The 21,929-nt window shown below is 61.0% G+C and carries 16 protein-coding genes and 1 pseudogene; 15 read left to right on the top strand and 2 right to left on the bottom strand.

Going from position 1 to position 21,929, the window contains the following annotated elements:
• Positions 1-149 precede the first annotated feature (149 nt).
• The 6 genes from recC to yfiB all read left to right on the top strand — a co-directional run bounded on the left by recC (position 150) and on the right by yfiB (position 11,879).
• Positions 150-3,599, top strand: coding sequence for an exodeoxyribonuclease V subunit gamma (recC, locus tag ACODSJ_RS23630; protein ID WP_489104043.1), 3,450 nt, complete (start codon positions 150-152; stop codon positions 3,597-3,599).
• The gene (gene recB / locus ACODSJ_RS23635) at positions 3,596-7,291 is read left to right on the top strand and encodes an exodeoxyribonuclease V subunit beta (protein ID WP_489104044.1); all 3,696 of its coding nucleotides are present in this window, start codon (positions 3,596-3,598) and stop codon (positions 7,289-7,291) included. The genes recC and recB overlap by 4 nt, the downstream gene beginning before the upstream one ends.
• Entirely contained in the window at positions 7,288-9,390 is a 2,103-nt protein-coding gene (recD, locus tag ACODSJ_RS23640) for an exodeoxyribonuclease V subunit alpha (protein WP_489104045.1), read from the top strand. The genes recB and recD overlap by 4 nt, the downstream gene beginning before the upstream one ends.
• Positions 9,391-9,531: 141 nt before the next feature.
• Positions 9,532-10,107, top strand: a complete 576-nt coding sequence (gene yfiR / locus ACODSJ_RS23645; protein WP_489104046.1) for a regulatory sequestration protein YfiR — start codon at positions 9,532-9,534, stop codon at positions 10,105-10,107.
• Complete coding sequence (gene dgcN / locus ACODSJ_RS23650) at positions 10,104-11,372, top strand: diguanylate cyclase DgcN/YfiN (protein WP_489104047.1); 1,269 nt, start codon at positions 10,104-10,106, stop codon at positions 11,370-11,372. Before yfiR ends, dgcN begins: the two co-directional genes overlap by 4 nt.
• Before the next feature lie 3 nt (positions 11,373-11,375).
• Positions 11,376-11,879 (top strand): outer membrane lipoprotein YfiB, encoded by a 504-nt coding sequence (yfiB, locus tag ACODSJ_RS23655; RefSeq protein WP_489104048.1) that lies wholly within the window; start codon positions 11,376-11,378, stop codon positions 11,877-11,879.
• On the opposite strand, the pseudogene ACODSJ_RS23660 reads toward yfiB, so the two are convergent.
• Positions 11,876-12,010 (bottom strand): annotated as a pseudogene (locus ACODSJ_RS23660) (LysR family transcriptional regulator); the annotation flags it as partial. The gene yfiB and the pseudogene ACODSJ_RS23660 overlap by 4 nt on opposite strands.
• Positions 12,011-12,057: 47 nt before the next feature.
• Between ACODSJ_RS23660 and ACODSJ_RS23665 the strand changes: the two are divergent.
• The 7 genes from ACODSJ_RS23665 to ACODSJ_RS23695 all read left to right on the top strand — a co-directional run bounded on the left by ACODSJ_RS23665 (position 12,058) and on the right by ACODSJ_RS23695 (position 17,774).
• The gene (locus tag ACODSJ_RS23665) at positions 12,058-13,545 is read left to right on the top strand and encodes a tyrosine-type recombinase/integrase (RefSeq protein ID WP_489104049.1); all 1,488 of its coding nucleotides are present in this window, start codon (positions 12,058-12,060) and stop codon (positions 13,543-13,545) included.
• A gap of 24 nt (positions 13,546-13,569) precedes the next feature.
• Complete coding sequence (locus tag ACODSJ_RS23670) at positions 13,570-13,812, top strand: hypothetical protein (RefSeq protein WP_489104050.1); 243 nt, start codon at positions 13,570-13,572, stop codon at positions 13,810-13,812.
• A 162-nt stretch (positions 13,813-13,974) separates the two neighbouring features.
• Positions 13,975-14,580: a hypothetical protein gene (locus tag ACODSJ_RS23675; protein WP_489104051.1), complete on the top strand. Its 606-nt coding sequence runs from the start codon at positions 13,975-13,977 to the stop codon at positions 14,578-14,580.
• Positions 14,581-15,036: 456 nt separating this feature from the next.
• Entirely contained in the window at positions 15,037-15,804 is a 768-nt protein-coding gene (locus ACODSJ_RS23680; protein WP_217978055.1) for a Rha family transcriptional regulator, read from the top strand.
• On the top strand, positions 15,801-16,091 hold the full coding sequence (locus tag ACODSJ_RS23685) for a hypothetical protein (protein ID WP_489104052.1): 291 nt from the start codon (positions 15,801-15,803) through the stop codon (positions 16,089-16,091). The genes ACODSJ_RS23680 and ACODSJ_RS23685 overlap by 4 nt, the downstream gene beginning before the upstream one ends.
• Before the next feature lie 166 nt (positions 16,092-16,257).
• Entirely contained in the window at positions 16,258-16,692 is a 435-nt protein-coding gene (locus ACODSJ_RS23690; RefSeq protein WP_489104053.1) for a hypothetical protein, read from the top strand.
• Between the two features lie 38 nt (positions 16,693-16,730).
• A complete protein-coding gene (locus ACODSJ_RS23695; RefSeq protein ID WP_489104054.1) occupies positions 16,731-17,774 on the top strand; it encodes a hypothetical protein in 1,044 nt (347 codons plus the stop codon).
• A gap of 563 nt (positions 17,775-18,337) precedes the next feature.
• Here ACODSJ_RS23695 and ACODSJ_RS23700 read toward each other — a convergent pair.
• Positions 18,338-19,285 carry a LysR family transcriptional regulator gene (locus ACODSJ_RS23700; RefSeq protein WP_489104055.1) on the bottom strand — a complete coding sequence of 316 codons (948 nt, stop codon included), beginning with the start codon at positions 19,283-19,285 and terminating at the stop codon, positions 18,338-18,340.
• Positions 19,286-19,423: 138 nt separating this feature from the next.
• Here ACODSJ_RS23700 and ACODSJ_RS23705 point away from each other — a divergent pair, with 138 nt between their 5' ends.
• Together ACODSJ_RS23705 and mmsB are read left to right on the top strand one after the other, a co-directional pair.
• Positions 19,424-20,950, top strand: coding sequence for a CoA-acylating methylmalonate-semialdehyde dehydrogenase (locus ACODSJ_RS23705; protein ID WP_489104056.1), 1,527 nt, complete (start codon positions 19,424-19,426; stop codon positions 20,948-20,950).
• A gap of 10 nt (positions 20,951-20,960) precedes the next feature.
• Positions 20,961-21,848: a 3-hydroxyisobutyrate dehydrogenase gene (mmsB, locus tag ACODSJ_RS23710; protein WP_489104057.1), complete on the top strand. Its 888-nt coding sequence runs from the start codon at positions 20,961-20,963 to the stop codon at positions 21,846-21,848.
• The last annotated feature ends 81 nt before the right edge of the window (positions 21,849-21,929 follow it).

A 21,929-nucleotide genomic window follows, 5' to 3' on the forward strand; every position in this document is an offset into this window, starting at 1 on the left:
TCCGAAACCCCTATCTGCTGATGCAGGTAGGGGTTTTGTTTTGCCCGCAGGAAAGTTCTTACGACAAGCACGGACGGCGTCCAGCTGTCACAGCCCCCCGACAGTGCTAAGGTTCGGCCCTAGCTTTTTGCATTTTCAAGGATGCCTCTATGCCGGACGCGACGTCCCTCAGCCCTGCTTTCATGGTGGTTCACGGTAACCGCCTGGATGAGTTGCGCAGTTTGGTCATCAGCTTGATGCGGCGTTACCCGCTGGCACCTCTTGAAAATGAAATCGCGCTGGTACAAAGCAACGGCATTGCTCAATGGCTCAAGCTGGCACTGGCGGAAGATCCGGAAGACGGCGATACAGGCGGTTGCGGTATTGCGGCTGCCATCGATGTGCAACTGCCTGGCAGTTTCATGTGGCAGCTCTATCGAACGGTGCTTGGGCGTCATGAAATTCCGGCCAAGTCCCTGCTCGACAAGGCGCCGCTGACCTGGCGACTGATGCGTCTGCTGCCGCAATTGATCGAGCAGCCTCACTTCGAGCCTCTGCGGCGTTTCCTTATCCACGACACCGACTTGCGCAAGCGCTACCAGTTGTCCGAGCGTCTGGCCGACCTGTTCGACCAGTACCAGGTGTATCGGGCTGACTGGCTTGAAGACTGGGCGCAAGGTCGACACCAGACACGATCTGTTCGAGGTGATGTCCAGCCGCTCGCGCCCGCCAATTGCTGGCAGGCTGAATTGTGGCGAGCCTTGTTGCTGGATGTGGGTGAGCAGGGCATGGCCCAAAGCCGCGCCGGGGTTCATCAGCGCTACATCGAGCGCATCAACAACCTGGATGTCGCCCCCAAAGGCCTGCCTGCGCGGGTCATCGTGTTTGGCATTTCTTCGCTGCCGGCCCAAGCCCTGGAGGCCTTGGCGGGTCTTTCGCGGTTCAGCCAGGTGCTGCTGTGCGTCCATAACCCATGCCGCCATCACTGGGCAGATATCGTCGCCGACAAGGATCTGCTGCGTCACCAGTACAAGCGCCAGGCACGTAAGGTCAGCATGCCTCCGGTATTAGACCCGCAAACCCTGCACCAGCATGCTCATCCACTGCTCGCCGCTTGGGGCAAGCAAGGGCGCGACTACATCAACCTGCTCGACAGTTACGACGACCCCAATAGTTATCGCTCGGTTTTTCGTGAGGGAAGAATCGATCTGTTCAGCGACGGGCAGCCCACGACGCTCCTCGGCCAACTGCAGGATGACATCCTCGAGCTGCGCCCCCTCAACGAAACCCGCGAACATTGGCCGGCCGTCGATAACGCGCGAGACGGCTCGATCCGCTTCCATGTCGCCCACAGTGCCCAGCGCGAGGTGGAGATTCTCCACGACCAGTTGCTGGCCCACTTCAGTGCGGATCCGGCGCTGCGTCCTCGGGACATTATTGTCATGGTCCCGGACATCGACAGTTACGCGCCCCATATCCGCGCCGTGTTCGGCCAGCTCGATAGAACCGATCCGCGCTTCATTCCATTTACCCTGACCGACCAGGGGCAGCGCGGACGCGACCCGCTGCTGATTGCCGTGGAGCACCTGCTCAAGCTGCCGGACAGTCGTTTTGCTATCAGTGAGGTGCTTGATCTGCTGGATGTCCCGGCGCTGCGCGAACGGTTCGGCATCGATGAAGCCGACTTGCCGACGCTGCACCGCTGGATCGAGGGCGCGGGCATTCGCTGGGGGATGAGCGCCGAGCATCGTGCCGGACTGGGGTTGCCTGCCGAGCTTGAGCAGAACAGCTGGCGTTTCGGCCTGCGTCGCATGTTGCTGGGGTACGCCGTCGGCCGATCGGACGCCTATGAGGGCATCGAGCCCTATGACGAAATCGGCGGCCTGGATGCGGCGTTGATCGGTCCCCTGGTAGCGTTGCTGGATGCGCTGGACGTCGCCCATCAGGAACTCAGTCGGCCGGCATCGGCGCAACAATGGGGCGCGCGCCTGCATGACCTGATGCAACTGTTTTTCCAGGCGAGCAGTGAGCATGACGATTATCTGCTGGCCCAGCTCGAAGACCTGCGTGAAACCTGGCTGCAAACTTGTGAGTCGGTTGGCCTGCACGATGAGTTGCCGCTGACGGTGGTGCGAGAGGCCTGGCTGGCTGGGCTGGATGAGGGGCGGCTGTCCCAGCGCTTTCTCGCCGGAGCGGTCAATTTCTGCACCTTGATGCCGATGCGTGCGATCCCGTTCAAGCTGGTGTGCCTGCTGGGAATGAATGACGGTGACTACCCGCGTGCCCAACCCCCGTTGGATTTCGATCTGATGGGCAGCGACTATCGCCCTGGCGACCGCTCCCGGCGAGAGGATGACCGGTATCTGCTGCTGGAGGCGCTGCTTTCGGCCCGGGAAAAGCTGTACATCAGCTGGATCGGTCGCAGTATTCGCGACAACAGTGACCGCCCCGCGTCGGTATTGATCGGCCAGCTGAGGGATCACCTTGCCAGCGGTTGGCGACTGGCGGAGGACGGCGGGAATCTGCTCGAAGCGCTCACCCAGGAGCACCCCCTGCAACCGTTCAGTGCCCGTTATTTTCATCAAGGCGATGAGCTGTTCAGTTATGCCCGCGAATGGCGAATGCTTCATGGCGTCCAGGATTTCGCCGCAAAACCCCAGGTGCTGGAACCTTACGTCCAGGAAGAGCCCTTGGGGCTCGGGCAATTGCAGGATTTCCTGCGCCATCCTGTCCGACATTTCTTCAGTCAGCGACTGAAAGTCTTCTTCGAGACGGTCGAAGCCCCCCTGGCGGATGACGAACCCTTCGTCCTCGATTCCCTGCAACGCTACAGCCTGAGTGACAGCTTGCTCGAAGCGGCCCTGGTTCGCCTGGACCAGCCGGACCTGGCGCTGGCTGCTCACGCCAAGCGGCTCCAGAACAGCGGCCTGCTGCCAATGGCCGGTTTCGGCGAGTGCATGCAGCGTGAGTTGATCGACCCCTTGCCTGATTTGCTCCAGCGCTACCAACGGCTCTTGGCGTCATGGCCCACACCGTTGGCCAGTGCGGTGCCGGTCGGCCTGCAATTGCACGGCGTGAGTGTCGAAGGATGGTTGAGTGGCCTGCACCAACGCGCCGATGGCGCGGTCCTGGCCATCACCGCCATACCCAATAGCATTGGCTCCACCAAGACCCGCAAGTGGCATCGTCTGATACGTCCCTGGGTCAATCATCTGGTCGCCTGTGCCAACGGTCTGTCGTTGACGACGGCACTGGTGGCCAGCGACGACAGCTTGCTGTTGGCACCTTTTGAAGAGGCGCCCGCGCGAAGGCTGCTGGGCGATCTGTTGCAGGCGTGGCAGGCCGGTATGCGCCAGCCCTTGCCGGTCGCGGTGAAGACGGCTTTCGCCTGGCTCGGCCAGAGTGAGCCGGTCAAGGCGCACGCGGCTGCTCGAAAAGCCTACGAAGGCGATGGGCAGACCTTCGAAGGCGAGCGACGGGAAAGCCCGGCCCTGGCCCGACAGTTTGCCGATTTCGACGCCTTGATGGCTGACGAAACGTTTCCCGATTGGTGCGACGCGCTGTATCGACCATTGCTCGAAGCGCCCTGGCGTTCGGCGACCCAGGAGGTGCAATCATGAGCCAGCAGACACCCCTGGCCCTGGCCTTCCCACTGCGGGGCAGCCAGTTGATCGAAGCCAGCGCCGGTACGGGCAAGACCTTTACCATTTCGGCGCTGTACCTGCGGCTGGTGCTCGGGCACGGCGGCACGGCAACCGGGTTCGGGCGCGAGCTGCTTCCGCCACAAATCCTGGTGGTGACCTTCACCGACGCCGCGACCAAGGAGTTGCGCGAGCGTATTCGCACGCGCCTCGCCGAAGCCGCGCGGTTTTTTCGCGACGAGATTCCCGCCCCGGATCCGTTGCTCGCCCAGTTGCGCGATGAGTTCGACGCGCTGCAATGGCCAGGTTGCGCAAACCGCCTGGACGTCGCCGCGCAGTGGATGGATGAGGCCGCCGTCTCGACCATCCACAGCTGGTGCCAGCGCATGCTGCGCGAACACGCTTTCGACAGCGGCAGCCTGTTTACCCAGACCCTGGAAACCGATCACAGCGATTTGCTCGGCGAGGTGCTGCGCGATTACTGGCGCCTGTTCTGCTATTCGATGCAAGGCGAGGCGCTCACTTGGGTGCGTACCCACTGGGGTGGACCTGCTGCGCTGTTGCCACGGGTCAGGGGCTTGTTTTCCAGTGAGCGCGACAACGGTGAGGGGCTCGAACCCGCCGAACTCATCGCGGCCTCCCTGCAGGAGCGCAGTGCCGCCTTGCTCGATCTCAAGGCGCCGTGGCGACAATGGGCCGTGGAATTGCTTGAGATCTGCCAGCAAGGCGTGGCCAGCAAGTCTGTCGACGGGCGCAAGATGCAAGCACGCTACTTTGAGCCGTGGTTCCAGAAAATAACCGCTTGGGTGGAGGATGAAAGCCTTGAGCTGCTGGACATCGGCACCGGGTTCACACGACTGACGCCCGAAGGCATGGCCGAAGCCTGGAAAGGCGAAGTGCCCGACCATCCCGGGCTGGATGCCATGTCCAGCCTCAAGGCCAGCCTGGAGGCGCTGCCCACGCCGGACGCCGCCGTCTTGCAGCATGCCGCGCAATGGGTCGGGGCGCGCTTCGAGGCCGAGAAGCGTCGTCGCGCGGAGATGGGCTTCGACGACATGTTGCTGCGTCTCGATGCGGCGTTGCAGGCCGAGGGCGCAGAGCGCCTGGCGAGCCTGATCCGCGAACAATTCCCGGTGGCATTGATCGATGAGTTCCAGGACACCGACCCGGTTCAATACCGGATCTTCGAGAGCATCTACCGGATCGAAGACAACAATCCGGAAACCGGTCTGTTCCTGATCGGGGACCCGAAGCAGGCGATCTACGCGTTTCGCGGCGCCGACATCTACACCTACCTGCGTGCCCGCGAAGCCACCCGTGGCCGGTTGCATACGCTGGGGACGAACTTCCGCTCCAGCCATGCCATGGTCGACGCGGTGAATCATGTTTTCCAGAGCGCCGAATCCCGGCCGCAAGGGCGTGGGGCCTTCCTGTTTCGCGAGCCTTCGGGTGAGAACCCGGTGCCGTTCCTGCCGGTTGAATCCCAGGGGCGCAAGGAGTCGTTGCGCGTCGCGGGACAAACCGTCGCGGCCTTGAATATCTGGCACCTGGCGTCGGACCAGCCGCTCTCCGGGGCGGTGTACCGGCAAGCCATGGCGGCGGCTTGCGCCAGTGAAGTCACGGCATTGCTCAACGGCGGCCAGGCCGGGCACGCGGGCTTTGCGGTCGATGCGCAAACGCTCCGGGGGCTGCAACCGGCGGACATCGCCATCCTGGTGCGCGATGGAAAAGAAGCCCAGGCCGTGCGGGGCGAGTTGTCCGCCCGGGGCGTGCGCAGCGTCTATCTCTCTGACAAGGACTCGGTCTTTGCTTCCCAGGAAGCACGGGACTTGCTGACGTGGCTGCGGGCCTGCGCCGAGCCGGATGTCGAGCGCCCGCTGCGCGCGGCACTGGCCAGCATCACCTTGAACCTGCCACTGACCGAACTGGAACGTCTCAATCAGGATGAGCTGGCCTGGGAGGCGCGCGTCATGCAATTTCGCGGCTACCGCACGGTCTGGCGCACCCAAGGGGTGCTGCCCATGCTGCGACGGTTGCTGCATGATTTCCAATTGCCCCAGGCCCTCATGGCGCGCAGCGATGGCGAGCGGGTGCTGACCAACTTGCTGCACCTGTGCGAGCTGTTGCAGCAGGCAGCCGGTGAGCTGGATGGCGAGCAGGCCTTGATCCGGCATTTGTCCGAGCACCTGGCCTTGTCCGGGCAGGCGGGCGAAGAGCAGATCCTGCGCCTGGAAAGCGATGAGCAGCTGGTCAAGGTGGTGACGATCCACAAGTCCAAGGGGCTTGAATACCCGTTGGTCTTCCTGCCGTTCATCTGCGCGACCAAACCGGTGGATGGCACCCGCTTGCCGTTGCATTACCACGATGAGGCGGGAAGGGCGCAGATCAGCCTCAAGCCCACCGCCGAACTGATTGCCAAGGCCGATGACGAGCGGCTGGCCGAGGACCTGCGCCTGCTCTACGTGGCGCTTACCCGCGCGCAACATGCCTGCTGGCTGGGTGTCGCGGACCTCAAGCGGGGCAGCAACAACAGCTCGATCCTGCACGTCTCTGCGCTGGGGTACCTGTTGGGTGGTGGTGTGCCGCTGGCCGAATCGGTAGCACTGGGGCGTTGGCTCGATGATCTGCAACACAGCAGCACTGCAGTGAATTGCCAGCCCATGCCCGAGGCCACCGACGAGCATTACCGCCCCCCGCGCAACGAAGCGGTGTTGCTCGAAGCCTTGGTGCCGTTGCGAAAAGCCAGTGAGAACTGGTGGATTGCGTCCTACAGCGCATTGCGCATTGGCGAGCGCCTGAGCGAAGGCAGCGATGCCGCGCCCGAGAACCCGCAGGCCCAGAAACTGTTCGACGATGAGCGGCTGGACCCGGATGCCCCGAGGGAAGTGATCGCCGTGGGCGGCGATATCCACCGTTTTCCCCGTGGCCCTAATCCTGGCACGTTTCTGCATGGGCTCCTGGAATGGATCGCCGGGGAGGGTTTCTCCCCTTCGCCGGAGGAGATCGAGGATGCCATTGCCCGACGCTGCAACCGCCGGGGCTGGAAAGGTTGGATCCCCACGTTGAGCGACTGGTTGCAGCACCTGATCCGGTTGCCCTTGTCGGTTGGCAGCGACCAGCCCCCTGTGGTGCTGGGGCAACTGAGCCAGTTCCAGGTGGAGATGGAGTTCTGGTTCGCCAGCCATCGGGTCGATGTGCTCAAGCTCGACCAGTTGGTCTGCCAGTTCACCCATGGTGGTGTTGCCCGCGTCGCGGCCGAGCCGGTAACGCTCAACGGCATGTTCAAGGGGTTCATCGATTTGACGTTCGAGCACGAAGGCCGTTTTTACGTGGCTGACTACAAATCCAACTGGCTAGGCATCGATGACATGGCCTACACCCCGCAGGCCATGGAGCAGTCGATCCTGGACAACCGTTACGACCTGCAATACGTGCTGTACCTGCTGGCCCTCCATCGCCAGCTCAAGGCGCGACTGCCGGATTATGACTACGACTGGCACGTGGGTGGCGCGTTGTATCTGTTTCTTCGCGGCACCCGTTCGACCAGCCAGGGCGTGTATTTCACCAGGCCGCCACGGACATTGATCGAACAATTGGATCGTCTGTTCCAGGGCGCGCCCGAACCCAAGCCCGAGCCCGAGCCCGCCTGGGTACAGGGAGAATTGCTATGAGCCGTTCTTTTGCCGATCTGCTACCGCGCTCGTCCGATGATGAAGGCCTGGTTGACCTCGCACCGTTGAGCTGCGCAGACGATCTTTTGCTGTTGCTGACGCGCTGGGTCGAGCGCGGTTGGTTGCGCGCCCTGGACAAGGCGTTCGTTGCATTCCTGCATGAACTGGCGCCCGGCGATGATCCGCTGGTGCTGCTCGCCGCCGCCCTCACCAGTCATCAACTGGGCCATGGGCATGTTTGCCTGGACCTGTTCGAAACCCTCAAGGAGCCGGACTTCGCCCTGTCGCTGCCACCTGAAGGTGATGTGCAGGCGGGCGTGCTGCCGTCGCAGATCCTGCGGACGCTGGATGGCGCTCATTGGTGCAAGGTGCTCGCTGGGAGCCGCCTGGTGGCGCTGGCTGTCGAGGGGAGCGAAGAAGCCCGGCAACGGCCGTTGGTGTTGTCCGGCAAGCGCCTTTATCTGCGCCGTTACTGGACCTATGAACGACGGATCGACGAGGCGTTGCGCCAACGGTTGGCCGAACACGAAACCACCCCAGGTGACTTGCGCGAGCGTTTGGACGCGCTGTTCGGGCCCGCTACCGCCAACGGCAATGCCAACGCACCGATCGACTGGCAGAAACTGGCCTGTGCGTTGGCGACACGAGGGGCGTTCAGCATCGTCACCGGCGGCCCGGGCACCGGCAAGACCACGACGGTGGTGCGCCTGTTGGCGTTGCTCCAGGCGCCCGCCGTCGAGGCCGGCAAGCCGCTGCGGATACGCCTGGCGGCTCCCACGGGCAAGGCGGCAGCGCGTTTGACCGAGTCCATCAGCCAGCAGGTGCGGGGCCTGGACGTGGACGATGCGGTGCGCGAGCGCATTCCCTGTGACGTGACCACGGTTCATCGCTTGTTGGGCAGTCGCCCCGGCACCCGGCATTTTCGCCATCATCGGGGCAATCGGTTGCCGCTCGATGTGCTGGTGATCGACGAAGCGTCGATGATCGACCTGGAGATGATGGCCAATCTGCTGGATGCGCTGCCGACCCATGCGCGCCTGGTATTGCTGGGGGACAAGGACCAGTTGGCCTCGGTGGAAGCCGGTGCGGTGCTGGGGGATTTGTGCCGGGACGCCGAGCAGGCTTGGTACAGCCCACAGACCCGCGCCTGGCTTGAGTCGGTCAGCGGCGAAAACCTCTCGACCCATGACTTGCAGCAAGACCTCGACGCCAGCCATCCCCTCGCGCAGCAAGTGGTCATGCTCAGGCATTCCCGGCGCTTTGGCGAAGGCAGTGGCATCGGTCAACTGGCCCGCCGGGTCAATCAGCAAGAGCCTGAGCAGGCCCGCCAATCGTTGACGGGCGGGCTATATGCCGATCTGTTTAGCCTGGCGTTGAAGGGCGAACACGATGGGGCGCTGGAGCGCGTGTTGCTCGAAGGTCATCCCGGCGGGCCGCAGGGTTACCAGCATTACCTGCGCCTGCTGCGGGAGCGCCGTCCGGCGGTGTCTCGACCATTGGAAGACACCTGTTGGGTTGAGTGGGCCCGGGAGGTCCTGTCGGCCTTCGACGAATTCCAGTTGCTCTGCGCAGTGCGCAAAGGCCCGTGGGGCGTCGAAGGGTTGAACCAGCGGACCACCGCCGCGCTGCTCAAGGCTCGGCTGATCGACAGCGATCAGCAGTGGTACGAGGGGCGTCCGGTGTTGATGACCCGTAACGACTACGGGCTGGGGTTGATGAACGGCGACATCGGCATTGCCCTCAAATTGCCAGAGCGCACCGGGCCGGACGCGGGTAAACAGGTCCTGCGGGTGGCGTTCCCGCGCAACGATGGCCAGGGTGGCGTGCGGTTCGTGCTGCCCAGCCGCCTGAACGACGTGGAAACCGTATACGCCATGACGGTGCACAAATCCCAGGGCTCGGAATTCACACATACGGCCTTGATCCTCCCGGACGCGTTGAACCCCGTGTTGACCAAGGAGCTGGTCTACACCGCCATCACCCGTGCCAAGCAATGGTTCAGCCTGATCGAACCGAAGAAGGGTGTGTTCGAGGAGGCGGTCCGGCGCAAGGTCAAGCGCTTGAGCGGGTTGATGCTGGAGCTGGAGCGCGATGACTGAAGGGGCCCACTTCCGTGGTTCAGCGCCGTGGAACATGATGGCGCCTGTTTTCTGTCGCAAACGCCCGTAAACGGCTGTCTCGCTGGCTTTTTGACACTGTGCTATCGTTCCGGCACCTAACTTGTAACCCAGAGATTTTCCATGACAGTGGCTGTTCGGGAAGCCGTGCGCAGCAAGGACTGGAGGCATTTTCTGCTTGCCGGTCTCGTGTGGTTGCTGTCGCCGATGGTGGCGGCCGACGAACCGGCGGCCGTCACCCGCGCAGGGCAGCGGGCTGAAGCGGTCACCCAGGTCGTGCTGGGCATTCTCAGCTACGCCCGCTGGCCCGTGGAACCCACGCAGCTGCAACTGTGCATCGTCGGGCCAACCCAATACACCGACGACCTGGTCAAGGGCACGACCCAGGCCACCGGTCGACCGGTAAGCGTACAACGGTTGCTGGCCGATAACCCGGATATCGCCACCCGATGCAACGCGGTCTACATCGGTCAATTGACCGATGAGGAGCGCAGCCATCTGTTTGCAGCCTTGCTCGGCAAGCCCGTCTTGAGCATCAGCGAAGGCGGGGCCCCTTGCACCGTGGGCAGCCTGTTCTGCCTGCGGGTCGGTGATGAACAAGTGTCGTTCGAGGTCAACCTCGATTCGGTCGCGCGCAGCGGCGTGCGCATCCATCCCAGTGTCCTGCAGCTTTCCCGTCGCCGGACCGCCGTACCATGACCCAGGCGAGAACACGGCCTCGTCCCTCCCTGGGCTCGGTCATCGGCCGCGGTCACTTGATCGTCGCATTGGTGGCGATCACCATGGCCAGCGTTTCCCTGACCCTGCTGGGTGTGCTCGCCTTGAGGGTCTACGCCGACCACAACCTGCACTTGATCGCCCGCTCGATCAACTACACCGTCGAGGCGGCAGTGGTGTTCGATGACGCGGCGGCGGCCACCGAAGCACTGGCCTTGATCGCCACCACCGAAGAAGTGGCCGACGCCCAGGTGTTCAATGAGCACGGTCGCCTGTTGGCCCGATGGCAGCGGCCGACGACCGGTTTCTTGTCCAGGCTGGAAATGCACATTGCCAAGGTATTCCTGGAAAAACCCATCCACCTGCCGGTCGTTCACCAAGGGCGTACCGTCGGCAGCATTCTCCTGGCGGGGCATGGCGGCAGCCTGTTGCGCTTTCTGCTCAGCGGCCTGGCGGGGATTATCGTGTGCACGGCGGTGAGTGCCTGGGTCGCGCTGTACCTGGCACGGCGCCGGTTACGTGCGATCACCGGGCCGCTGCGGCGCTTGGCGGAAGTCGCCCACGCCGCGCGCTGCGATCGTGTCCTCGACCGACGGGTGCCGCCGGCCGCCATTGCCGAGCTCGATAACCTGGGCAATGACTTCAACGCCCTGCTCGATGAGCTGGAGTCCTGGCAGACCCATTTGCAAAGCGAGAACGCGAGCCTGGCGCACCAGGCCAGCCACGACAGCCTGACCGGGCTGCCGAACCGGGCGTTCTTCGAAGGCCGGTTGATCCGCGCCTTGCGCAACGCCAGCAAGCTCGACGAACGAGTGGCCGTGCTGTACCTGGACAGTGACCGGTTCAAGGGCATCAACGACAATTTCGGCCACGCGGCCGGCGACGCCGTGCTAACGGCCGTGGCGACCCGGGTAAAGGCCCAGTTGCGCGAGGACGACCTGGTGGCGCGCCTGGGGGGCGACGAATTCGCCGTGCTGCTGACGCCCCTGCACGAGGCCGAGGATGCCGAACGGATCGCCGAGAAAATCATCGCCAGCATGGACATGCCGATTCAATTGCCCGGCAACGCCAGCGTCCTGACCTCCCTGAGTATCGGGATCGCCGTTTACCCGGACCATGGCACCACGCCGGGCACCTTGCTCCATGCCGCCGATGCGGCGATGTACCAGGCCAAGCGCCTCACCCGAGGCGGCCAACACTCGTCGGGGTCGGAGCACCCCGCCGTGGATCTTCAAACCAGGAGCTGACTTGTGCGTGTTTACCCTCGATCTTCCTTGCGGCAGCTCGCCGCGTTCTTGTTCATCGCCGTCCTGGCGCTGAGCGGTTGCCAGACCGCACCGCAAAAAGGCCTGACCCCGGCCCAAGTGGCAGTACTCAAGCAGCAAGGATTCGAATTGACCGATGATGGCTGGGCCTTTGGCCTGTCAGGCAAGGTGCTGTTCGGCAGCGACGTGGAACACCTCAACCCGGCCAGCACCCAGATCGTCGAACGGATCGGCACGGCGCTGCTGGGGGCCGGCATCCAACGCGTGCGCGTCGATGGTCATACCGACGCCTCGGGCTCCCGCGCCTATAACGAGCAACTGTCGATACGCCGGGCCAAGAGCGTGGGGCGGGTGCTGACAGGTGTCGGGATGCGCGAAGAGAACGTACAGCTGCGCGGCCTCGGCAGCAGCATACCGGTCGCCTCCAACGACACCGCCAGCGGCCGCACCGAAAACCGCCGTGTCGCCATCGTGGTCATCGCCGACTAACCGGCGAACACCATCTCCCGGCTGTCGCCCATCAGCAATGGCCGGTTCTGTTCCGTCACGTCGCGGATGTAATCCCACAACAACGTGATGCGCTTGAGCTTGCGCAGATCCTCCCGGCAGTACATCCAGAACTACAGGACGTAAGGGGTCCACCCAATGCATACGGGACCCTAACGCCATGCAGGCCACCGAAAGGCTCTACCCTGTTACAAGTGCTGTCACAAATTCGCTGAGGTCACCGAGTCCACGGACCCGCCTTGCCAAGCTCTACCACTATCGGCGTAACGGCGTTTACTATCTGCGCCTTCGTCGTACAGGCAGTGCCAAGCAAGCTGTCTCTATTTCCCTCAAGACTACGGACCGTAAAACCGCTATGGACGCTTCACGCCGACTTGCAGATACCATTAAGTCTTTCCATCTGGACCACCCTGACGCCTCTTGGAATGAATTACGTGAGCATCTGGTCTGGGTCGCTGAAGGTCTTCTGGCCTGTGCGCACGATGTTCACTCACTACGTGACTGGGGTGACCTGTATGAGGACGTTAGGACAAATCTAACGGAGATCGCCGCTACGATGCCTCTCAGCGTTGACCAGCATGAACATGTTGCCAAGGCCCGTGAGGTAATGAGCGCCGCCCAGATGCGCTTGCAGGGTGACTCCGTGCCACTGGTTAGGATCATCAGGGATCTTGAGGGCCGTACTGACCCCAGCTTGAAGCTCTCCGCAAACGAGCCTCTCTCCCTCTCCCAATCTGTAAGTGCTCCTGAGCTCACCTTTGAGGCCCTTTCCGTTCTCTACCTGTCCGACCGCTCGCAGGATCAGAAGGCTTCGACCCTGAAGGAAACCAAGGTGTGCCACGGAACGCTCGCCACAGCGCTGGGTGGGCTGGATCTACGGAAACACACGAGGGAGGATCTTGTGGCCCTTCGTGATCGCCTGTCCGAAGGTCGTATGCCATCTACTGTTAACAAGCTGCTGGTTAAGCTATCGGCGGTCCTGACGTGGGCGAAAGAGAACGGCCACTTGGTCAATACCTATGACAAGAAGCTAAAGCTCACCAAGGGCCTTGAGTCCACCCGCAAGACGTTCACACAGGCTCAGGTAGGCCAGCTTATGGATTACGCGAACAAGCTGCCAGAGACCTCGTGGAAGCGCTGGTTACTCAGCCTTGGGGTCATCACTGGTGGGCGACTCAATGAAATATCTCAGCTAACTGTGGGTGACGTGCAGACTCTTGAATCAGGTATTACCGTCATTCACATCAACGAAGCCGGTGAAGGTAAATCCATCAAGAACAAGCGTAGTGAGCGGCTGGTGCCATTGACTGACGGTGCCTATGGATTCGACCTTGCGGCGTTTATGCGATACGTCGAGGCGTGCAAGCTATCTGGGTCAGAAGCGTTAGCGCAGATTGGCTACAAGACAGCCGGTGAATGGGCGAACCAACAAGCTATACCAGCAGCCCTTGGTGATTCGTTTACTGGGGGGCTGACCTTCCATTCACTACGACACGCGTTGGCGTCCTTGATGCAGGCCAAGGGGGTTCCTACAGTCTACGCTCAGGCAGTCATGGGCCATGCGTCTGGGACCATCACGTTTGACACGTATGGTTCTGGTGTACCCGTTGAAGTGATCGCAGAAATGCTTGTGAGTTTGCTGCCATAAACCTTCGTTCATAAGGATTGAAGCATGAAGGACAACGTAAAGGATGTGGTTCAGGTTATAGCGCTACTATCGTTTTTTATTCCTGCTTGGCCTGCGGGAATCATTGCGTCAATGATTTTTGGATTCTCAAGTGTCACCGATCTTAGTGATGCGGCAAATGACGGTGAAGGATGGGTTTTGATCCCGTTCACACTGCTCTTTGGACTTATCTTTTGTGTATTCGGATGGTGTTGGGCGCGCATATTCAAAATAAGAAAAATCCTTTAGTACTACGGCGCGAAGGGGGCACTTACCATTGGTGCTCCTTTCGATTCGCAAGACGGGCTCGTATAACGCTGCTGAAAAATGAGCGTGATGGCTGGTGTCGTTAAAAACCCTTACTGAAACAGGATGACCACGACGGTCGCCAAGCTTTCAAGTGAGGACCATATGACCCAGTTAAACCAGCCCGTGCCGTATCACCGCCACGTTGACTACGAGACCGGTCAGATCTTGTACGTCGATCCGATTACGGGCGAGGTCGTTGCCCAAAGCGCGATGGTTCGGGCGAAGAACCCTGAAGAGAAATATCAAGCATGGGCTGCTGAGCGACGGGTCGATGACCTGCTCGCCTCGGACCACTCCAGTGCCACCACGCTTTCGACTTTCCCGGAAGCGGTTGTGGCTGCTGAGCCTACCAAGGCCGGACGGGGGAGACCCAAGACCAGTTATTCGAATCCGGTAGCCGCCTACATGTACCTCCTTGCGTTGCCTGACCTGCTGCCATGGGTCGATCACATCATCGCCGGGTCGATCATCACAAGTGCAGGAGTCACGAATGGCAAAGTCAACGTAAAGGCCCGTGCAGTCATCGGTGCGTTGTTTGCTACGGAAATCACAGCGGACGTCTGCAAGACCAGCGAGATCAGCTTGAGGACGGCCCAACGCATCGCCAAGGCTGCCCGACATGCTGCTCATGGGATTGCCTCGTATGTTGAGCGGCACCCTACAATCAAGGCTGAAATTGACGCGGAGGCTCTATTCCGGACCTCTTAGACTTAACGCCGGATAATATAAAAGAAAAACTTTATGGCCTGTCTTTACGGGTCTTGGAGTAAAACGCACTGGGTTACTCATTGTGGACCCCAAGGGCGTTAGGTGGACCCAGTGTGAAGGGATTTGCTATTGCAAAATAATCCCCTTCCTCAAAGTCATCTTTAAGTACTCCATGAGCAGCACTCCAAGGGTCTATTGAGTCTACGGCATAACAGGTTCTGCATGGTCACGTCAAGGGTGACGCAAAAACCCTCACTACAACAGGGTAGGCCCAAAGTCCTTTCGTAAAGGGCGCTCAATGGGTCTGCCTCGTGCATCTACGCCCGTCGCTGGGCTACGTACCAATCCAGTCTTTCTGATAGTGCCTTTCATGCTACGCCGGGTCCCTTTGTCGGGGTCTGGATGCTCGGCGGTGGGTGCGACCTGAAGGGCACTACCAAAAAGGATACGACAAGCATGCTGACCAACAACCAAGAAATCACAATGACCACCGTTGAGATTGCCGCAATGACTGGCAAGCGTCACGACAACGTTCTACGAGATGCTGACCGGGTCGTGACGCAAGTAGGAGCCCTCAAATCTGAGGCCACCGAATCAAGCTATACCACTGCTCAAGGTAAAGCGCTCCGAATGCTGGTTCTGAATAAGCACATGGTATTCACCCTTATTACCGGTTACGACACTGGTCTACGTCACACAGTGGTCGGTCGATGGATCGAACTTGAGCAGGCAGCCAACCCGGCGTTCGCCTCACAGGCAATCACAGACACACTTAATGACCTGCAAACCCGAGTCGATGCAATGGCACCGGCCTACGACGAACATGTCCGGAAAGGGACCACCACGGGCTATACGTGGCGTGAAGCCTGCCGTCTGGCTGGCGTAGCGAACCCAGATAAGGTGATGGAAATGTTCATCGCCACGGGGCGCGCTGCTAAGCGCAAGGATCTAACCCGGATGCACCCTAAGTACGCCAAGAGCGGCTGGGTCCGTGAAGTCTCATCGTCCAACAAGGCTATTCAACTTACCGGCCACCTCTTCAGGGTCACCCTCAAGGGTATCAATGATTGGCTTCGACCGAACGCTGAGAACATCGCCAAGGGTCTGATCGAACACCGCAAGCCTCGCTCTGTGGTTGACACTGACGGCTATGTGATCGACATCAAGGGCGATGGCGCTGCACGCATGACGATTGCCGATCTACCGAAGGGAATGTGTCCATGACCTTCGCTGAGCAACTCACCGCATTCCTAACGACACCAGCAAGTCGAACCAAGCTGATCACCCTGCGCGCCATCTGGCGGGACCGTTACGTCCGTGATCGGCTGACTTGCAAGGGTGAGCGTGGCGTGAACTACGAGAAACTTGCTGGGCACCTGAAGGCTACCAATCCGGCCTTGGTCTCGTTTATCGACTCTATCGCCACCACAACCACTATGCACCTCGATGCTGTCCTGATGGTCCCCATGCGGATCCCGCTGACCCGTCAACCGATCACCCTACCGCTGTAACACCCACCGCCGTCCGCCATCGGCACAACAACCCCATCTAACTGAAACCCAGAAGATATTGATCATGACCTTGAGAGGCCCGTGAGGCTACTCCTTGCCATCTGGTCACGCTGCCTCTATGCGGCAAGGCCATGAATCAATGTCTCTAATTAGGAGACCAAAAACCATGCAACTGAATATCCAGAAAATCACCCCTGAAACCGTTGAAGTACAAGGTCAGGTCGTAGCCCGTGCGTATGCCGAGGGCGTCATGCTGGCGACCCTGATTGCCACCGCTGGGACCAACAAGCCTGCTCAAGAGGCCATCGTAGCTCAGTACCTCGATGCTGGTCTGAGCGCTGGTGCCTTCCCGGCCATCGTAAGGGCCATCGAGACCCGTAAGTTGGTCGCACAACGTGAGCAGGCCGAGCGTATCGCTGAAGCCAATGCCCATGCCGAGCGCTGCAAGTCCTATGAAGGTGGCTCTGCCCTTGAGGTCGCTCGTCGTCGTGCCGCTCGTGAAACCCGTGAGGACAAGTACCGGGCCATGGGCGTAGCTATCCGGTCCGCTAATGGGCGTAGCAGCTTCTCATCGGATGCCAACTGGCTCGACAACCACTAAGACCGACCTTTCTCAACCAATTTCAGGAGACCACTATTATGTCCAACGCATTCAAAACTACCGATCACCGTGACCAGCGCGACCGCTACACTACGCCGACTTCCTATGAGTCTGCCGTGTGGGGCAATGGCGGCAACCTTCAGTTCAGCTCGCAAGCCTCTACGGGCACCCAAGCGACTGACTCCAGTGTCTTGGCTCAAGCCATTACCCAAGGCATGGACGAATTCTTCAATGGCGGCGAATGGCACGACAACGCTGTCGATGCGATCCCCTGTGAGTTCCGCCCTAAAGGCACCGAGCCGACCCCGGTTCAACTGGTCAACATGGTCAATCGCAACGTCGAGTTTGATCCTCGCCAGTCGATCTACGATCACTCTCTGATCACCAAGGGGGAGGCCGTAGCGGGCGACTTCATCTTCACTGAGCCGACCAATACCGCTGCGTTCTTCTCGCATCGCTTCACTCTTCTGGATGCCCACGTTGTCGCTGGCTTCACTGGCGATAGCATTGGTCAGATGATGGACAAGATGCTGGCTGACTTTGAGAAAGCCTGTGGATCCACCGTTGTGGACATCCTCATCAAGTCCCCAAGCGTCGAAGCCAAGGAAGTCACCATTGCGGGCACCACTCCGCGTGAACGTGCTGAAGACTGGATCGACGCCCTGACCGTGAGCATTAACCAGTCGGTCGGTAATTCTTTGAGCGACTTCGTGTTGCTGATGCACATGACCGAGCAGGCAATGCTTGAACGTGCTGCCCAGCGTGCCGGTGTCGAATCCATTGAGGACCTCTTGGGCTGCCGCACTCAGTTCTATTCCGGCTCTGACCGTGGCGTGTTCATGCTGCCCAAGGGCTTCGCTTCGCTGTCGTTCCGTCATGACCGAGAAGGCGACGTGTGGAAGATCCTTGCGAGCCGTAACGCTGGCGTACAGGGCTGGGACTTTGAGGTGAGCGGTGTGGCTGACGTAATGGCTCAGGCCAAGGTCAAGATCAAGCTGGCAAACCCTGAGGACCCTTCCGAGCGCCTTCAAGTTGAGTCCGTGAACTTCCCGCTGATCACTCGTGTGGTCGTCAAACCGTAACACCCGCTGTAACCATGGGGCCCCTCATGGGCCTTGTGGGCTGACCTGAGCATCTTCCTGAGCGGTGGATCTTCAGTTGAGCCCATTCGTATCACGTTCCTACGCGCAAAGCGCAGGGCAATGACCCACATTCAAACTCACATTTCACGCAGGAGACCGCTATGGCCGCCAAGAAACCATGGTTGGCCGTCCTTAAGGCTATCGCCATGTCAAAAGCCACATGGAAACTGATAGGAACCGTAGCGGTTCTTTACGGCTGCGCTAATGGCGAGCTAATCGCTGAGCTGGTCGGAGAGGTCATTGGCGACGTATCGGGGACCCTTTGAAAATCTGACACAAATTTCTCTGATAGGACCTTTCATAGAGCAATCCACCGAGTACCCCCGTAGGCCCTCCACGCGCCTGAGCTTTATGGCGCCCGTGCGTGATCCTTATCGCGTGCCTGTGCGCCACTGTAAGCCATGACTCCGCTGTCACAAACCGTGTACCAACCGCTGTTACAAACGGTTGCCAAGGGCCTGAGGACGCCGTTAGGATAGGTCTCCCTTACGCCTTGTAGGCTCTCAGTCTACGAACCGTTGGACTCGCGTTTCGCCCAGCAATAGCGGGCCATTAAGCTCAGTGACCTCTCTTATGTAATCCCATAGGAGAGTGATTCTTTTGAGCTTGCGCAGATCCTCGCGGCAGTACATCCAGAACTGCCGGGTGATGTTGATCTCTTCCGGCAGCACCGGTAGCAGGCGCGGATCCTGGGCGGCGAGGAAGCACGGCAGGATCGCCAGGGAACGGCCTTGTTGTGCGGCCACGAACTGGGCGATCACGCTGGTGCTGCGCAGGTGAGCGTGGGCGCCGGGCAGTACGTTGGCCAGGTAGAGCAATTCGGAACTGAACGCCAGGTCGTCCACGTAGCTGATGAACGAATGCTTGCCCAGGTCGGCCGGATGCTGGATGGGCGGATGAGTGTCCAGGTATTGCTGGGTGGCGTAGAGCTGCAGCCGGTAGTCGCAGAGTTTGCAGCATACATACGGGCCATGTTCCGGGCGCTCCAGGGCGATGACGATGTCAGCCTCGCGCTTGGAAAGGCTGATGAAGTGCGGCAGCGGGAGGATGTCGACCGAAATGGCCGGGTAGGCGTCGACGAAGTGACTCAACTGCGGGGTGATGAAGAAGCTGCCGAAGCCTTCGGTACAACCCATGCGCACGTGGCCGGACAAGGCGACCCCTGAGCCGGACACCTGCTCGCAGGCCATGTGCAGCGTGCTTTCGATCGATTCGGCGTAACCCATCAGGCGCTGGCCTTCGGCGGTCAGGACAAAGCCGTTGGTCCGGGATTTTTCGAACAGCAGCGTACCCAGCGAAGCTTCCAGCGAGCTGATGCGTCGCGACACCGTGGTGTAGTCGACCGCCAGGCGCTTGGCCGCAGTGCTGGCCTTGCGGGTACGGGCCACTTCGAGGAAGAACTTGAGGTCGTCCCAGTTCAGCGAGCCCAGGGAGGTGATGTTTTTTTGCATGATGGACCGGTTTTTATGTGCGTTCTTATTAGAAGTTTGCACATCTATACTCCAAAAAACGCCTTATCACCACGGTGCCGGTGCACCTTGGTCACCGCTGAAGCAGCGCACTCTATAAGAACAATCCTGGAGGCCCGCATGAACGTTTCCGTTACGCCCACCGACACTGCCCTGCAAACCGTCAAACTGTTGATCGATGGCGAGTGGGTTCACTCCCAATCCAGCGAATGGCACGACATCGTCAACCCAGCGACCCAGCAGGTGCTGGCCAAGGTCCCGTTTGCCACCGCCGCGGAAGTCGACGCGGCCATCGCCGCCGCCCAGCGTGCCTTCCAGACCTGGAAGCTGACACCCATCGGCGCGCGGATGCGCATCATGCTCAAGCTCCAGGCACTGATCCGCGAACACTCCAAGCGCATCGCCGCGGTGCTCAGCGCCGAACAGGGCAAGACGCTCGCGGACGCCGAGGGCGATATTTTCCGTGGCCTGGAAGTGGTCGAGCACGCCTGCTCCATCGGCACCCTGCAAATGGGCGAGTTCGCCGAGAACGTTGCCGGGGGCGTCGACACCTACACGCTGCGCCAGCCGATCGGTGTGTGCGCTGGCATCACGCCGTTCAACTTCCCGGCGATGATCCCGCTGTGGATGTTCCCGATGGCCATCGCCTGCGGCAACACCTTCGTGCTCAAACCGTCGGAACAAGACCCGCTGTCGACCATGCTGTTGGTGGAGCTGGCCATCGAGGCCGGCGTGCCGGCGGGCGTGCTCAACGTCGTGCACGGCGGCAAGGACGTGGTGGATGCGCTCTGCACCCACAAGGACATCAAGGCGGTATCGTTCGTCGGTTCGACGGCGGTTGGTACCCACGTGTATGACCTGGCCGGTCGCCATGGCAAGCGCGTGCAATCGATGATGGGCGCGAAGAACCACGCGGTGGTGCTGCCCGATGCCAACCGCGAACAGACCCTCAACGCCTTGGTTGGCGCCGGTTTCGGCGCAGCGGGCCAGCGTTGCATGGCCACTTCGGTGGTGGTGATGGTGGGCGCCGCCAGGCAATGGTTGCCGGAGCTGAAAGCCCTGGCGCAGAAGCTCAAGGTCAATGCCGGCAGCGAGCCGGGCACTGACGTTGGCCCGGTGATCTCCAAGCGAGCCAAGGCGCGGATCCTCGAATTGATCGAAAGCGGCGTGCAGCAAGGGGCGAAGCTGGAACTCGATGGTCGTGGCATCAGCGTGCCGGGCTTCGAGCAAGGCAATTTCGTCGGCCCGACCCTGTTTTCCGGGGTGACCACCGACATGCGCATCTACACCGAAGAGATCTTCGGCCCGGTGCTGGTGGTGCTGGAAGTCGACACCCTGGATCAGGCGATTGCCCTGGTCAACGCCAACCCGTTCGGCAACGGCACGGGCCTGTTCACCCAGAGCGGTGCAGCGGCGCGCAAATTCCAGAGCGAGATCGATGTGGGCCAGGTGGGGATCAACATACCGATTCCGGTGCCGGTGCCGTTCTTCAGCTTCACCGGTTCCCGCGGTTCGAAACTCGGCGACCTCGGCCCGTACGGCAAACAAGTGGTGCAGTTCTACACTCAGACCAAGACCGTTACCGCGCGCTGGTTCGACGATAACAGCGTCAATGACGGTGTGAACACCACGATCAACCTGCGTTAAGGAGCCGGACATGAACATCGCATTCATTGGCCTGGGCAACATGGGCGCGCCCATGGCCCGCAACCTGCTCAAGGCCGGCCATTCGCTGAACCTGTTCGACCTGAACCAGACGGTATTGGCCGAGCTGGCAGCGCTGGGCGGCACCATCAGCACTTCGCCGCGCGATGCTGCCCAAGGCGCCGCGCTGGTGATCACCATGCTGCCGGCCGCTGCCCATGTGCGCAGCGTCTGGCTGGGTGAAGACGGCGTGCTGGCCGGCATCACAGCCGGCACGCCGGCTGTGGATTGCAGCACCATCGACCCGCAGACGGCCCGTGATGTCGCCGCTGCTGCCGCCAGACAAGGGGTGACGATGGCCGACGCACCCGTCTCGGGCGGCACCGGCGGTGCGGCGGCGGGCACCTTGACCTTCATGGTCGGCGCCACGGCTGAGCTGTTCGCCACCTTGCAACCGGTGTTGGCGCAGATGGGCCGCAACATCGTCCATTGCGGCGAAGTCGGCACCGGGCAGATCGCCAAGATCTGCAACAACCTGCTGCTGGGGATTTCCATGGTGGGCGTCAGTGAAGCCATGGCCCTGGGCGATGCCTTGGGGATCGACACCCAGGTCCTGGCTGGGATCATCAACAGTTCCACGGGCCGTTGCTGGAGTTCGGACACCTACAACCCGTGGCCGGGGGTGATCGAAACGGCGCCCGCGTCCCGGGGTTATACCGGCGGTTTTGGCGCCGACCTGATGCTCAAGGACCTGGGCCTGGCCACGGAAGCAGCGCGACAGGCCCGTCAGCCGGTGGTGCTGGGGGCGGTGGCGCAACAGTTGTATCAGGCGATGAGCCAGCGCGGCGAAGGCGGCAAGGATTTCTCGGCGATCGTTAACAGCTATCGCAAGCCGCAATAAGGCCTGGGGTGTCGAGGGAATTTATCTGTGGGAGCAAGGCTTGCCCGCGATGACAGGCGATGCGGTCTCTGAGAGAACGAG

The sequence above is a fragment of the Pseudomonas sp. FG6 genome, from assembly GCF_057809015.1.